This is a genomic window from Candidatus Vallotia laricis (assembly GCF_020541325.1).
Lineage (GTDB): Bacteria > Pseudomonadota > Gammaproteobacteria > Burkholderiales > Burkholderiaceae > Mycetohabitans > Mycetohabitans laricis.
Window position 1 is genome coordinate 452,812 of sequence record NZ_CP047399.1, and the last position, 15,903, is coordinate 468,714.

11 protein-coding genes and 1 pseudogene are annotated in these 15,903 nt (G+C 43.8%); all 12 read left to right on the top strand.

Annotated elements, in window-relative coordinates:
• The first annotated feature begins 1,923 nt into the window (after window positions 1-1,923).
• Window positions 1,924-4,623: a pyruvate dehydrogenase (acetyl-transferring), homodimeric type gene (gene aceE / locus GKR41_RS01815; RefSeq protein WP_226810153.1), complete on the top strand. Its 2,700-nt coding sequence runs from the start codon at window positions 1,924-1,926 to the stop codon at window positions 4,621-4,623.
• 92 nt (window positions 4,624-4,715) lie between these two features.
• Entirely contained in the window at window positions 4,716-6,011 is a 1,296-nt protein-coding gene (gene aceF / locus GKR41_RS01820) for a dihydrolipoyllysine-residue acetyltransferase (RefSeq protein WP_226810154.1), read from the top strand.
• Between the two features lie 42 nt (window positions 6,012-6,053).
• Complete coding sequence (gene lpdA / locus GKR41_RS01825; protein ID WP_226810155.1) at window positions 6,054-7,763, top strand: dihydrolipoyl dehydrogenase; 1,710 nt, start codon at window positions 6,054-6,056, stop codon at window positions 7,761-7,763.
• A 1,654-nt stretch (window positions 7,764-9,417) separates the two neighbouring features.
• Window positions 9,418-9,900: a low molecular weight protein-tyrosine-phosphatase gene (locus GKR41_RS01830; protein ID WP_226810156.1), complete on the top strand. Its 483-nt coding sequence runs from the start codon at window positions 9,418-9,420 to the stop codon at window positions 9,898-9,900.
• A 135-nt stretch (window positions 9,901-10,035) separates the two neighbouring features.
• Window positions 10,036-10,458: pseudogene (locus GKR41_RS01835) on the top strand (Fe-S cluster assembly transcription factor); the annotation flags it as partial.
• Window positions 10,459-10,622: 164 nt separating this feature from the next.
• On the top strand, window positions 10,623-11,846 hold the full coding sequence (locus GKR41_RS01840) for an IscS subfamily cysteine desulfurase (RefSeq protein ID WP_226810157.1): 1,224 nt from the start codon (window positions 10,623-10,625) through the stop codon (window positions 11,844-11,846).
• A 46-nt stretch (window positions 11,847-11,892) separates the two neighbouring features.
• Window positions 11,893-12,294 carry a Fe-S cluster assembly scaffold IscU gene (gene iscU / locus GKR41_RS01845; RefSeq protein WP_226810158.1) on the top strand — a complete coding sequence of 134 codons (402 nt, stop codon included), beginning with the start codon at window positions 11,893-11,895 and terminating at the stop codon, window positions 12,292-12,294.
• 69 nt (window positions 12,295-12,363) lie between these two features.
• Window positions 12,364-12,687, top strand: a complete 324-nt coding sequence (iscA, locus tag GKR41_RS01850) for an iron-sulfur cluster assembly protein IscA (protein WP_226810159.1) — start codon at window positions 12,364-12,366, stop codon at window positions 12,685-12,687.
• A gap of 78 nt (window positions 12,688-12,765) precedes the next feature.
• A complete protein-coding gene (hscB, locus tag GKR41_RS01855) occupies window positions 12,766-13,296 on the top strand; it encodes a Fe-S protein assembly co-chaperone HscB (RefSeq protein ID WP_226810160.1) in 531 nt (176 codons plus the stop codon).
• 50 nt (window positions 13,297-13,346) lie between these two features.
• Window positions 13,347-15,212 (top strand): Fe-S protein assembly chaperone HscA, encoded by a 1,866-nt coding sequence (hscA, locus tag GKR41_RS01860; protein WP_226810161.1) that lies wholly within the window; start codon window positions 13,347-13,349, stop codon window positions 15,210-15,212.
• A 38-nt stretch (window positions 15,213-15,250) separates the two neighbouring features.
• Window positions 15,251-15,628, top strand: coding sequence for an ISC system 2Fe-2S type ferredoxin (gene fdx / locus GKR41_RS01865; RefSeq protein ID WP_226810162.1), 378 nt, complete (start codon window positions 15,251-15,253; stop codon window positions 15,626-15,628).
• A complete protein-coding gene (iscX, locus tag GKR41_RS01870) occupies window positions 15,615-15,809 on the top strand; it encodes a Fe-S cluster assembly protein IscX (protein ID WP_226810163.1) in 195 nt (64 codons plus the stop codon). Before fdx ends, iscX begins: the two co-directional genes overlap by 14 nt.
• The last annotated feature ends 94 nt before the right edge of the window (window positions 15,810-15,903 follow it).

Consider the following 15,903-nt stretch of genomic DNA (forward strand, 5'->3'; position numbering starts at 1 on the left):
AATCCAATTATTATATTCCTGCTTTCATGTGATCGATTTTTTAAGAGCGTTTTATTTGTCTTTTGACTTATTTTAATTATCCGAATTTAGCGATTTTTAGATCAAAAATATCATAATTTTTATCGCTAATACGCACATGGACATATCGCTATAATTTGTAACATAGATAATTAACAGAGTTGTATTTTCTATTGGTTTAAGCATGGCACATGCTAGATCTGTGGACGTTTAAAATGAGCAGCTCAGCCATCTACTTAAAAGATCGAGAATCATTTTAGTGATTAAAGGAGTATAGGACAACGGTGGACGATAGCATTAATCGCTTTCATAGCGCCCCTATAGATTTTCTCTTTTGTTAATACAGTCTGTTATGTGTAACTAAACTAAGTAAGTGTTCCTTTAAGTACTACTTCTGAAGAGACCTTTTTACAAACGTTTTTAAACTTTTTTCAAAGTCTAATAAGCAATGAAAGACAAAGCCGGATTCTCAGTGGGTTTAGGAAAACTGCTTAATTATTACTTACATTGGTTTTTAACAATTAGCAACTACGTGTGTATATCGGTAATGAGATAGATAAATTCGAGATACGCTATAATTACTATAGTGCATACTGCGTACAAAGCTCTTTCCTTAAGCGTCTGTCAAGATTTTGAACAAACCCCGCAACCGCACTTTACTACGGCACTAGTGTTCATGAGGCTGATTCGACTAATAAAGTGATTAATAGGTCGGCCAGACGTATTGTAAGTTGGAGGCGCTTGTTGGTAAGCTAGCCATGTGATAACCAAGTTAATTAACACTAAGCTACCATATGTTGTATATGGAGCCCGCTAATTTTAGTTAGCAATCTGAGCGGATATAAAAATAGATGCTGATACAGTGGCTAAGGAATAATATTTCAGCCTAGTTCACGCCTCAGCATAAATCTGCTTTATCTGGAAGCATGAGCGCTTGCTAGCTACTGGAACATATGTTTGATTGGTTGGGCGATGTCCGGTATTAACGATATCTAACTGATCCAGCGTTCGCGAAGCTCAAGTGAGGGTGATGAAGTTATACTTGAAAGATTGTGCTATCCTTTCGGCATATGCGCAATACAAAAGCCCAACGAAAAAGCCTATATTGTTAATGGTATCTCAGTTCATTAATAATGATTAAATTCTTCCAGTCAGCCCGACTGGAATATTCTACCTGAACATGATTTGAGAAACGACTCTGTGCTGTGAAATTCAGACCCTCTAGAAAATTAGCTCTTAAAGTAGTCACGTGGCCATTAATCAACCTATCGTAAGCATTGATAAACAGATCTGCTCACACCTGAGGTCTATGCTTTCGTGAAGAAGCGCGAATTAAGGGGCGTGCAACATTGTCTTGCTTAGACAGAGCCTCGACATTTGCATGAATAAACCGAGGTTCAGATCACACTATAACTGCTCTACAAAAGCTCTATGCGTCCTATGACAGCGGTCAAACGTTTTATGCGCTTAACGTGGCCCTTCTAAGGGTGCTATATACAGCCTATCTTTCTAATATCGTTGTTCATACTAATGCAGTTTTTAAAGAATTGGGCTTATTAAGATTAATTGGGCTATGGAAAGAGTAAGCGTAAAAAGTACTCAAGTCGTAATACGGGCTGTACCCGACACGCTTAAAAGCTGTTCAGTGAACTAGATAGGAATGTGGGAAAACGTTAAAAGCGCAAGGCAATCAGTTTCTAAAAGTGCCGCGATAGAACCTAGAGAGATGCTAAGTTTCCTGGTTATATTGAAAAGATTTTTATATGCTTAGGAAGCATCTCTCGTTTAAGAATTTTGTTGCGCCGGCTTAGACCGGGTCTTTACAATTCTTTATAAACCCGACCGGGATTCGGTAGCTGGTCGCCTTGTGCCGTACCCCCCCATATTTAGGACTAGGAGACACCCATGTCTGCCGCACCTGAGGAAGTGATGAAGTATGTCGCTGACAAAAAAGATAATGACCGACAAGAAACTATCGAATGGCTCGAAGCGTTGGATGGTGTTCTGTCGGCTGTAGGGCCTGAACGCGCACATTATTTAATCGAGAAGCAGATTGAATTTGCACGTGCCCATGGAGATCATCTGCCATTCTCTGAGAATGCACCGTACATTAATACAATCCCGGTGTCAGCCCAGGCTCAAAACCCAGGAGATCAAGACGTTGAACACCAGATTCGCTCATACACTCGATGGAATGCTCTGGCGATGGTGCTGCGTGCTAGCAAGAACACAAACGTTGGTGGGCATATAGCATCTTTCGCGTCGGCTGCTACGCTGTATGACGTTGGGTATAACCATTTTTGGCATGCGCCAAGCGCGCAACATGGCGGCGATTTAGTGTTTGTTCAAGGCCATTCATCTCCTGGCATTTATTCGCGTGCATTTCTATTGGGCCGGCTCACCGAGGAACAACTAGACAACTTCCGGCAGGAGGTTGGAGGTAAAGGAATCTCATCATACCCGCACCCATGGCTGATGCCGGATTTCTGGCAATTTCCGACAGTATCAATGGGTCTAGGCCCGATCATGGCGATCTATCAAGCACGCTTCATGCGCTACCTCGAATCGCGGAGCATTGCACAGACTACGGGGCGTAAAGTTTGGGCATTTCTCGGCGATGGTGAGACGGACGAGCCGGAGTCACTCGGCGCGATTGGTATGGCTGGACGCGAAAAGTTAGACAATCTTATATTCGTGATTAACTGTAATCTACAAAGATTAGATGGGCCAGTACGAGGCAATGGAAAAATCATTAAAGAATTAGAGTCCGAATTCCGCGGTTCGGGTTGGAACGTGATCAAAGTGATTTGGGGCAGCCGCTGGGATGCACTGTTTGCGCGCGACAAGACGGGCGTATTAATGCGTCGGATGATGGAAGTGGTCGATGGCGAATACCAAACGTATAAGTCGGAGTCAGGTGCCTACGTGCGTAAGCATTTCTTCAACACACCGGAACTTAAGGCTTTGGTAGCAGATTGGTCAGATGATGACATCTGGAATTTGAACCGAGGGGGTCACGATCCGCATAAAATTTATGCTGCATTTCACGCAGCTCAACATAACGTTGGACAGCCGACTGTGATTCTAGCAAAAACAATCAAAGGCTATGGAATGGGTCGAGCCGGACAAGCGATGAATACTACCCATCAGCAAAAAAAAATGCAGGTAGACCATCTAAAAAAGTTCCGAGATCAGTTCCAGCTACCTATCTCAGACAATGACATTGTTAAGGTACCTTACCTAAAGTTCGAAGAAGACTCAAAGGCTCTGAAGTATATGCGTCAGAAACGACTAGCGCTCGGCGGGTATTTACCACAGCGAAGGATGAGAGCCGATACCTCGTTAGACATACCGCCGCTGTCCGCATTCGGAGCGCTACTTGGGGGTAGCGGCGCAGGACGAGAGATTTCAACTACGATGGCGTTTGTGCGGATTTTGAATATTCTTCTTAAAGATAAGTCTCTCGGTAAACGGGTCGTGCCTATCGTGCCTGACGAGTCGCGTACCTTTGGTATGGAGGGGCTGTTCCGACAGATTGGAATCTGGAATCAAGAGGGGCAGAAGTATGTGCCGGAAGACTCTGATCAGTTGATGTTTTATAAAGAATCGATGACAGGACAGATTCTGCAGGAAGGTATCAACGAGGCCGGGGGAATTTGCGACTGGATCGCAGCAGCGACATCTTACTCAACACACAACGAAATTATGGTGCCATTTTACATCTTCTACTCGATGTTTGGCTTCCAGCGTGTCGGTGATTTGGTTTGGGCTGCCGGTGATATGCGGTCTCGTGGCTTCTTGCTTGGCGGTACCGCGGGACGAACAACGCTTAATGGCGAAGGGCTGCAGCATGAAGACGGGCATTCGTTATTGTGGGCGTCATCAATCCCTAATTGTGTTAGTTATGATCCGACATTTTGTTATGAGCTCGCAGTAATTATTCAGGATGGTTTACGCCGGATGCTGCGGGAACAACAGGATGTATTTTATTACCTAACAGTAATGAATGAAAACTATGAGCACCCAGGCATGCCTGAAGGTGAGCATGTTACTCAACACATTCTTAAAGGTATGTATTTGTTGCAAAAATCTGATGCAAATAAAAATGCACCACGTGTGCAATTACTAGGTTCCGGCACCATCCTAAACGAAGTAATTGCTGCAGCTGAGTTACTCAAAAATGATTGGGGGATCGCTGCTGACCTTTGGAGTGTACCGAGTTTTATTGAACTAGCTCGTGAGGGGCATTCGATACAGCGCCAGAATCTACTAAATCCGCTCGCAGTGCCCAAGTTATCGCACGTGCAAACCTTGCTGCAGAATACACGGGGGCCTGTCATCGCGTCTACAGACTATGTTCGGTCTCTAGCTGAGCAAATTCGTGCATTCGTACCACGTCGATATGTAGTGCTTGGTACCGATGGCTTTGGTCGTTCCGATACGCGTGAGAAACTGCGTCATTTCTTCGAGGTTGGCCGCTATTGGATTACTATAGCCGCGTTGTACGCCTTAGCTGACGAAGATGCGGATAAATATAAACTAGTAGCGCAAGCGATGCAGAAATACCACCTCGATCTAGATAAGCCGAATCCAATAACTATCTAATATTATTTCCCGCGTCGCATAAATGTCCTGCCTGCCCCGTATGTGACAGCAATAGTTGTCCGTCGAAATATAGCTTGTTGGAGATAAAATAAATGAGTGAAGTGATCGAAGTGAAGGTTCCGGACATCGGTGACTACAAAAACGTGCCGGTAATCGAAGTGTTGGTTAAACTGGGCGATGTCGTCGAGCCAGAGCAATCGCTAGTCACGCTCGAGTCGGATAAGGCAGTAATAGATGTGCCAAGTCCGATTGCTGGCATAGTAAAAACATTAAAAGTTAATGTCGGTGACGTAGTGTCAGAAGGCACACTGATTGTCTTACTAGAAAGTACTGATTGTGATCCCTCTAAGCGGGTTCAACCATTAGCAGCCACAATACCAGCTACAGAGTCCGAATTAGTTCAACAGCCCCTGGAGTTGCCGGCTGCGCCAATGCGCACACAAGAGATTCGGATTTCCTGCGAACGCCATACTAGCCATGCCAGTCCGTCAGTACGTAAGTTTGCGAGAGAGCTTGGTGTTAAGATCGATCGCGTACCCGGTAACCCCCCGGGGGGTAGGATCGCACGCGAAGATGTGACTACTTATGTGAAGGGTGTGATAAATAAAAAATGCGCACCGCCTATAGACGCAACTGCCGAACTAGACAATCTAGGATTAGGCTTGCTTCCCTCGCCGAAAATCGATTTTGCTAAATTCGGCCCAATACAAACTACGTTACTATCGAGAATTAAAAAGATCTCGGGGGCGAATTTGCATCGAAACTGGGTCACGATCCCGCACGTGACGAATAATGACGAAGCAGATATTACTAATCTTGAGACGTTCCGTGTACAACTAAATAAGGAAAACGATAAGACAGGGATTAAGGTAACCATGCTCGCGTTTGTGATTAAAGCGGTCGTTGCTGTGCTGAGAAAATTACCAATTTTTAACGCCAGTCTAGACGGAGATAATCTAATACTTAAACAATATTTAAATATTGGTTTTGCGGCTAACACACCTAATGGTCTTGTCGTGCCAGTGCTTAAGAATACTGAGAGTAAAGGGATACTCGATATTGCCAGGGAAATAGCCGAACTAGCAAGGCTAGCTCGTGAAGGAAAGCTGAGGGCGGATCAGATGCAAGGAGGGTCCATATCAATTTCATCACTTGGCGGGATTGGCGGAACGCATTTCACGCCGATCATCAATTCGCCAGAAGTAGCAATCTTAGGCCTTTCTAAGAGCGCCTATAAGTCGATTTGGGATGGAAAACAGTTTATCCCACGTTTGATATTACCGCTCTCACTATCGTATGACCACCGTGTAATTGACGGTGTAGAAGCCGCACGATTCAATGCATACTTAAGCGAAATCCTCAAGGATTTCCGACGTGTGATGCTATAACCAGACTCTATCAACACATCGTGCGAATAGAAAGATCGGTAAATGAGTCTTGTTAAAATTACAGCGTCTGAAATTGGCAATTTTAAGGATGTCAGCATGATTAATGTATCTATCAATAATATCCTCGATAAGGGGCAGTCGATATTAACGCTAGGGAGCAAAAAAGCGTCAGTGGAGTTGCCAAGTAGCTACTCTGACTCTACAGAGGAAGAAGTTAAGGTTAAGGCCGGTTATGAAGTGTCTACCGTGAGTGCGGTTATAAAAGCTGAAGACCGGGGGAAATATGCTTACGACGCATGTACCATAGCAGACCAGACGCCTATGATTCATATTGATAAAGCTAACATTACATGTGATTTATTAGTTCTCGGTGCTGGCCCAGGTGGTTACTCGGCCGCGTTTCGTGCCGCCGATCTTGGCCTAAGAACCGTGCTCGTCGAGCGCTATTCGACACTGGGCGGTGTTTGTTTAAACGTCGGATGTATTCCATCAAAAGCATTGCTGCACATCGCTGCTGTTATTGAGGAAGTATCGATACTAGTAACACATGGGATTATGCTCGGAAGACCGCAAATCGATTTGGTCAAGCTACGCGAGTTTAAGTTTAGCGTAGTACGTAAACTTACAACGGGGCTTGCCAGCTTAGTTAAGACTCGTAACGTACAGGTAATAACTGGAATTGGTACGTTCGTCGCACCCTATCACCTTCAGGTGTGTACTGAAAAGGGTAGGCAGATCGTGCGATTTAAAAAAGCAATCATTGCAGCCGGCTCCCAAGCCGTAAAATTGCCGTTCTTGCCAGACGATGCTCGTATTATTGATTCTACTGGAGCGTTAAAGTTGCCGAGAATCGCGAAGCGGATGCTAGTAATAGGTGGCGGAATTATAGGACTTGAGATGGCTACAGTATATTCGACACTAGGGTCGAGTATTGATATTGCTGAGACGCTTCATAGCTTAATACAGGGTGCAGATCAGGATCTGGTGAAAGCATGGGAAAAGTTTAATGAAAAACGCTTTTCGAGGGTAATGTTGAATACAAGAGTTACGGCTGCTGAAGCTAAGCCAGATGGAATCTATGTAAATTTCGAGTGTGAGAGTGTACCACTAGATCCACAGCGCTATGATTTAGTGCTTGTAGCAGTCGGACGAAGTCCGAACGGTAAGCGAATCGGTGCTGAGCATGCCGGTGTTTTAGTAACTGAATTTGGTTTTATCGATGTCGATAAGCAAATGCGCACTAACATGCCAGATATTTATGCAATAGGTGATATCGTAGGGCAGCCAATGCTTGCACATAAGGCAGTACATGAGGGGCATGTGGCAGCACAAGCTGCTGCTGGTGAAATATCTCACTTTGATGCTCTGCAAATTCCTTCTGTAGCATATATTGACCCAGAAATTGCATGGGCTGGCAAGACAGAACTACAACTGAAATCTGAAGGAGTTCAGTACGGTAAGGCTGTGTTTCCATGGACCGCCTCTGGCCGTGCGATTGCGAATGGCCGAGACGAAGGTTTTACAAAGCTTCTATTTGATAAGCAGACACGTCGCGTAATTGGCGGTGGTATCGTTGGGATCAATGCTGGCGATCTGATCAGCGAAATTTGCCTAGCTATAGAAATGGGCGCAGATGCGACGGATATCGGTAGAACAATTCATCCGCACCCGACGCTCGGAGAATTAGTTGGGATGGCTGCAGAACTGTACGAAGGCATTTGTACTGATCTGCCTCCGCAATATAAGAAGTAGCGCGCAAGTCTTGACTACTGCGCAGCGAAGTGGTTAAAGGTTTATTCGCACATTCGTAAAGCTTATCCAAGAGATACTAAGGCTTTACACCGTACAAATCGCAGAGCATAGCCATAAAATTATATATAGTGTCGCCTAGATTGCTGCGGTATATTCGGACGAAATGTCGTTTCTCTCTTACCGTTTATATGTCCCCGATAATGGTTTTTTGACGCTCGATGTTAGCGTTTTCACGCTAGATCAGAATCTGATATTGATATTGCAATGTTAGCTGCTTTCTTAGTAGCCCCAGGGATCTTAAGCCATCTCCTTTCCTGATTTTTCAAGCGGCTTCTCGATAATATAAATGCATCTAATCTTGTATTGGAAAGTGTTCTTATATAGCTGCTAAGATAGCTCAGCTCAAATTTTTTATTTTGCGACTTTATAGTAACTAAGTTGCGGTAATGGTAAATTTTGCTAAATCTTTTAAAAAAGAGATTGGTATGTGCTTCCTAAGATTTTAGTATTGATTCAGAATTTACTATAGGTTTATCCTTAAATTTCTTCTATCATTTTTGTATTCATAAACTTTAATCATATTAATCATAAATCTTTTACCTACATGCAAGTCTTACCCCAAATATCATATTGATATTTACTTTCTAAGTCTTATGCTCCCGGAAATAAATTATATCGCTGTGATGCACTTCTAAATTTATTTTCAGTTTATTCATAGAACGCTAACTTATTCTATGAATAAGCCTCAATTTTTCTAGAAGAAGGCAATCAGCGGCACTATCTTGAATATTAATTAGTTAGACTCAGTGGAAAATTCAGATATTAGAACTATGAAACAATAATGCACCTAAATATAAATACTATACACGCCAAATTAAAATTGTGATTTCGCTATATCATTAGACATTTTCTTACACTTTTTACAAACTATAAATGTATTAGAAATAAACGTGTTTATATATTAGGTGTAGAGGAGACATATAGTTACATTTTTTCAATCTGTTAAAATGAAAGATTTTTATCTTTCGCTCTAAAAGCGTATATTTCTCCTTTTTCTTGTATAGGCAGACCAGATAACGTCCCGGGGTTTGCGACAGCCTAACCAAAGTACCGAATTTTACGTACTAATCTACGGTGCGTTATTTTGTTCAAGTCTACAGATGAACTACCAGTCATAAAATAGCGTGAAATAGTATTTTTGAAAAAATCGACACAAGATCTGTTAATCGCTATATCACTGCAGCGCAGAGCTAGAGATTTATAAGAAGAGGTTCGGAGTAGCCAAATCGACAAAAACAACTAGCCATTTGTTAACAAGCATATGTTTATAACATTAGTCACGCATAGCGATTATTGGGACAATTTTATCTGAGGATGTGCTGATATGAGGTGTACATCTTAGGAGCTCTTTAGTATCTCTATACTTGAATCATCAAACCTGAGTTTTCTCAGTCTATAAATAGTATTAAAAACGATAATGAAAATCATGGGTTATCGAGTTAGTGACAAGTTGCTACATACGTGATGCTTGAAGAATAGTTCTGATCTATAGTCGGGAAAATGAGTCGCACTAGATAGCAAGAAAATACCTCAGTTTGCAAGACGCAGAACACTAATTCTTGCGAAGGATTTCGGCGCTTTGAATATTTAACTAATGAAAACTATCACTTTACTTTTCGTTTGTCTTGGCAACATCTGTCGTTCTCCAACCGCTGAAGCAGTAATGCGTGCTAAGGTATATAGGGCAGGATTAGCCAATAAGATTCATCTAGACTCGGCTGGCACTGGAGACTGGTATGTGGGTGCGGCACCTGACCCACGTGCATGCTGCGCCGCGATATCGCGGGGTTATACACTAGACGAATTGCGCGTGCGGCAGATCAGCGCCAGCGATTTTGTGCAATTTGATTTATTGCTTCCAATGGATCATAACAATGTTACTGAGCTACACCGTAGCTGTCCATTAGAGTATAGGCATAAAATCCAGCTGCTAATGGAGTTTGCACGCCACCACGATACCGATATAGTTAAGGATCCCTATTTCGGTAATCACGAGGCATTCGATCGTGTACTGGACGAAATAGAGGATGCCTGCGATGGCTTGCTCGTGAATTTGAGGCATCTCTATGAAATCTAAGTGATACTCAAATACGCTAACCTATTGGATCTGTATAAACGCTGCGCTTTTCTATGTGCAGTGAGAAATACTTGACTAAAATGCTAGGATATTTATATATTATAAATATGTTGAGAATTACGAGTGCTTTACGCTATGAGACTTACTACAAAGGGTCGATTTGCCGTTACAGCAATGATCGACCTAGCGCTTTGCCAAGAGAAATGTCCTGTGACTCTTTCTGGCATTAGCCAGCGGCAGCGGGTTTCGCTATCTTATTTAGAGCAGCTATTTGGCAAGCTGCGGCAGCATGAGATCGTTGAGTCCGTACGTGGACCTGGCGGTGGCTATAATCTTGCGCGTCGTGCAGATAAAGTGACTGTGGCCGACATTGTTATGGCTGTTGACGAACCTCTAGACGCGACGCGATGCGGCGGTAAAGGCACGTGCGAAGGTGCTCAGCATCCAGATAGCTATTGTATGACACATGAATTGTGGTCAACTTTAAACCAGAAGATGGTCGAGTATCTAGATTCCGTGTCACTCCAAGATTTAGTCGACCAACAGCGCCTAAGAAAGAGTGCGTCGCGCTGTCAGTACAAGCTCGACTATCGCGGGTCTAACAAAGAGTATCAGACGCGGTCTAAGTTGTGATAGAAGGACCAAATTCCGTGTTTAACATTACTTAGTCCTGGGTGCACGATAATTACATCGTAGTAGACATAGACTTTCGGAGCGCTCACATGAAAACCCCCCCCTTACAGTTGCCCATCTACATGGATTACAGCGCGACAACGCCAATCGATCCACGTGTGGTGGATAAAATGATCCCGTATCTACGTGAGCAGTTTGGTAATCCGGCTTCTCGCAGTCATACGTATGGCTGGGAAGCCGAACGTGCGGTTGAGCAGGCGCGTAAGCAGGTAGCTGCTGTAGTCAATGCTGATCCGCGTGAGATTATTTGGACATCAGGTGCAACCGAGTCAAATAATCTAGCGCTAAAGGGTGCTGCAAATTTTTATCGCAGTAGAGGACAGCATATTGTCACTGTAAAGACAGAGCACAAATCTGTACTTGATACCACGCGTGAACTAGAACGGCAGGGCTTCAAGGTAACATATCTAGATGTTTGCGAAAATGGACTACTCGACCTAGAGATATTTAGCGCTGCGTTGCGTCCGGATACAGTTCTTGTATCGGTAATGTACGTGAATAACGAGATTGGCGTGATTCAGGATATTGCAGCAATTGGTGATATTTGCAGGCAAAAGGGAATTGTGTTTCACGTTGATGCCGCGCAAGCGACTGGTAAGGTAGAAATTGACCTGCAGAAGTTGAGGGTCGACCTAATGTCATTTTCTGCGCACAAGATATATGGTCCAAAAGGAATTGGTGCGCTGTACGTTCGACGCAAGCCGCGTGTACGTATTGAGGGACAAATACATGGTGGGGGCCATGAACGGGGCATGCGATCCGGTACGCTTGCCACACATCAGATTGTTGGTATGGGCGAGGCATTTTGGCTGACCTGTGAGGAAATGGCTGTCGAGAATAAGCGGGTTCGGATGCTACGCGACCGTTTGTGCAAAGGTCTACTGCAGATTAAGGAAGTATACGTGAATGGCGATATGAATTCGCGCGTGCCGCATAATCTGAATGTAAGTTTTAATTTCGTCGAGGGCGAGTCTCTTATTATGGCCCTCAAAGATGTTGCCGTATCGTCTGGTTCTGCCTGCACCTCTGCATCTCTTGAGCCATCATACGTTCTGCGAGCGCTAGGGCGTAACGATGAGCTAGCGCATAGCTCGATCCGTTTCACAGTAGGTCGTTTTACTCGCATAGAAGAAGTGAACTATGTAATCCAATTATTAAATAATAAAATCGCGAAACTGCGCGAGCTTTCGCCGCTATGGGAAATGCATCAGGAAGGAATTGACTTATCGAGAATCGAATGGGCCATGCATTGAGCTTAACAGTTTCAAACTCTATCTAAATATAGCAAGGAGTACTACGATGTCATATAGCGCTAAAGTTTTAGATCACTATGAAAACCCACGAAATGTTGGATCCTTTCCAAAAGATGATAACGCGGTTGGTACGGGTATGGTCGGTGCGCCTGCATGCGGTGATGTAATGAAGCTACAGATCCGAGTCGGCATAGGTGAGATTATCGAAGACGCAAAGTTCAAAACTTATGGATGCGGATCTGCGATCGCGTCTAGTTCCTTGCTAACAGAATGGGTTAAAGGCAAGACCCTAGATCAGGCGCTATTAATCAAGAATACACAGCTTGCCGAGGAATTGGCGCTTCCACCAGTGAAGATTCACTGTTCGATCCTAGCGGAGGATGCAATCAAGGCGGCAGTAAGCGACTACAAAAAGCGACGTGTAGCACTCCATGAATCTACAATCTAAATTGTGGAAGTGTTAAACCTAGCAATAGATTGATCCATAAATAATAGCTGGCTAAACTGGGGAACAATAATGGCAATTACTCTAACTGGAAAGGCGGCGCAGCATGTGCGAGATTACTTGGCACGCAGGAAAAAGGGCATTGGGCTTCGACTTAGCGTAAGCACAACTGGTTGCTCTGGTCTAGCGTACAAACTTGAATATGTCGATGAGCTAGATTCCAGTGATATTGTCTTTGAGAGCTATGGAATTAAGGTTTTTGTTGATCAAAAGAGCCTAGCGTATATTGATGGTACAGAACTAGATTTTGTAAGAGAAGGGCTGAGCGAGGGATTCCGATTTAAAAACCCAAATATGAAGGATGAATGCGGGTGTGGCGAGTCTTTCCGTGTTTGAGTGGTCGCATGTGGTTTTTAATGCCATCAGCGTATGTCCCTAAAGTTAAATGATACGGCCGCTATTATAATTTTGACTATGTTGTTCCTGACTCAAAACCACTTCGAATTATTCAAAGTACCTGAGCGTTTTAGGTTGGATACGTACGCGCTCGCGCAAGCCTATCGCGCCGTGCAGGCGCAAATTCATCCAGATCGCTTTGCTTCAGCAGGCGATGCGCAAAAGCGTGTAGCAATACAATGGGCAGCACATACAAATGAAGTTTATCAGATACTAAAGTCGCCCCTAAGGCGTGCAATCTACTTGTTGCACCTGCGCGGTATCGAGGTTGATACAGAAAATAATACCATTATGGAACCAGAATTTCTAATGCGACAAGTAGAATGGCGTGAGCAGATCTCAAATGCGGCTGTCGCATGTGATAGCGATGCGCTGCAGACGATGCTATACGAGTTAAAAAGTGAAGAATCAGAGCGGCTCTTATGTCTTGGCGAATTTCTCGATTCCGGTGCAAATCAGCTAGCAGCCGCATTAGTACGCCAGTTAATGTTCATCGAGCGGGTCGTACACGAAATTGACATGCAGATTGAAAAAATAGAGGCGACGTAAAGTCTACTGCTTAATATACTGCGCTAAGCATCGCACCTCATATAGATAAAATGGCTTTACTAAAAATATTAGAACCCAGCATAACGCTAGCGCCATATCAGCATCGAATTGCCATCGGTATCGATCTTGGAACGACTCACTCTCTAGTAGCTGTAGTTCGAAATGGCATATCAGAGGTATTGCTTGATGAATTAGGGAGACCATTGCTGCCATCTGTGGTTCGCTATTTGTCTGATGGTAAGCGCAAAATCGGTTATCAGGCAAAACAAGATGCAGCGCTAGATCCATGTAATACAATTGTCTCGGTAAAACGGTTTATGGGGCGGAGTAAGGATGATATACAGAATCTAGGTAGAGTACCTTACCAGTTTGTTAATGCCCCAGGCATGGTCCAGTTAAAGACTGTAGATGGAGTTCGCAGCCCTGTCGAGGTCTCTGCGGATATCCTTGTCGCATTGCTACAGCGCGCCGAAAATGCACTTGGTCACGAAATTGTTGGATCTGTCATTACAGTTCCTGCATATTTTGACGATGCACAGCGGCAGGCTACAAAAGATGCCGCACGGCTTGCTGGGTTAAACGTATTACGCTTATTGAATGAGCCTACCGCTGCCTCGATTGCTTATGGTTTAGATACTAGGATACAAGGGCTTTATGCAGTGTACGACCTGGGTGGAGGTACATTTGACTTATCTGTTCTGAAGTTTACGCATGGTGTTTTTGAAGTGCTTTCTACGGTCGGAGATTCAATGCTGGGCGGTGATGATTTTGATCATGCTTTATATCGACATGTATTAAACCGTACGAGACTTGGCATACTTCTACCACAGGATGTACGGGCGCTATTGGATGCGGTACGTGTAGCAAAGGAAATTCTATCTACTCAGCATGAGGCCTTACTTGATCTTCAGTTATCTTGTAACCGACGTGTCGTGCTGACGCTTACAGAAGCTGAATTCGAAACCGTGACCCAATCGCTTGTCTCACGTACGCTAGTGCTTACACGCCAAGCGTTACGTAATGCAAAAGTGACGCCACAGGATTTCGATGGCATTGTACTAGTAGGGGGCTCTACGCGCATGCGTAGCATACGCTATGCTGTCGAGCAATATTTTAGTAAAGTACCTTTAACTGATTTGGATCCAGATAAGGTCGTTGCACTAGGCGCTGCCATCCAGGCCGACATGCTAGCCGGCAATCGGCGAGATGGTGATAACTGGTTATTGCTTGACGTGATACCGCTGTCGCTCGGATTAGAAACTATGGGTGGACTAGTGGAGAAGATTATTCCGCGGAATTCGACGATTCCAGTATCGAAGTCTCAGGAATTTACAACATTTAAAAATGGCCAGAGCGCAATGGTAATTCATATTGTACAGGGCGAGCGTGAATTAGTGTCTGACTGTCGCTCGCTTGCGCGTTTCGAATTACGTGGCATTCCACCAATGATTGCTGGCTGCGCTCGGATCCGAGTTACCTTCCAGGTTGATGCGGACGGGCTTCTATCTGTATCAGCTTGTGAAGTACAGTCGGGTATACAATCTGAGGTAGTTGTTAAGCCTTCATATGGATTAAATGATGAAGATATCGCTAGAATGATACAGGAGGGTTTTAGTAGCTCAAAATGCGATATGCGTACCAGGGCATTGAGAGAAGCACAAATCGATGCACGTCGTCTGGTATACACAACCGATAAAGCGCTAGAAGCTGATTGGGATCTGCTTGACGCTACCGAGCGCACTGAAGTTAATACTAAATTAAACGCGCTACGCGCAATGCTTGACGAGAATGATATAGACCGTATTCATGAATCGACGAAAGCTCTAGCTAATGTAACAGATGAGTTTGCTGCGCGCCGCATGAATAAAAGTATTCATAGCGCACTTGCTAGTTGTAAGCTTGACGAAACTAGCTAATCTTTTTTAATACTACCGCTTTATAGGATTATTTTGCAATGTCTCAAATCGTTATTTTGCCCCATATTGAGTTATGCCCGGAGGGTGCAGTGCTTGAAGCAGAATTTAGCAAAACCATTTGTGATACATTGTTGGATAACGGTATAGAAATTGAGCATGCGTGTGAAAAGTCTTGTGCGTGTACTACATGCCATATTATTGTGCGAGAGGGATTCGATGCCATAGAACCATCGCAGGAGCGTGAAGATGAATTACTAGATAAAGCTTGGGGCCTAGAGCTGACTTCAAGGTTATCGTGTCAAGCGAAGTTGCTAAAAAATGAAGATATAGTAATCGAAATTCCGAAATACTCAATTCATCATCACGCAAATAAAACTATGAAGCATGAGAGGGGCATCAACAGTGAAGTGGACTGATACGCATAACATTGCTATGGCGCTAATCGCTTTATATCCAGACATTAATCCTCAATATATCCGTTTTACGGATCTACATCGATGGGTAATAACACTCGATGATTTTGATGACGAACCGAATAAATCAAGCGAAAGAATTCTAGAAGCGATACAGTTGGCATGGATTAAAGATTCTGACTAATACAGTACACAGATATTTCATCATCATACCTACTTTAGAAAGGATGATATATAAGATCATCTAATAAATAATGCGCATAATAAGTGGAATAAAA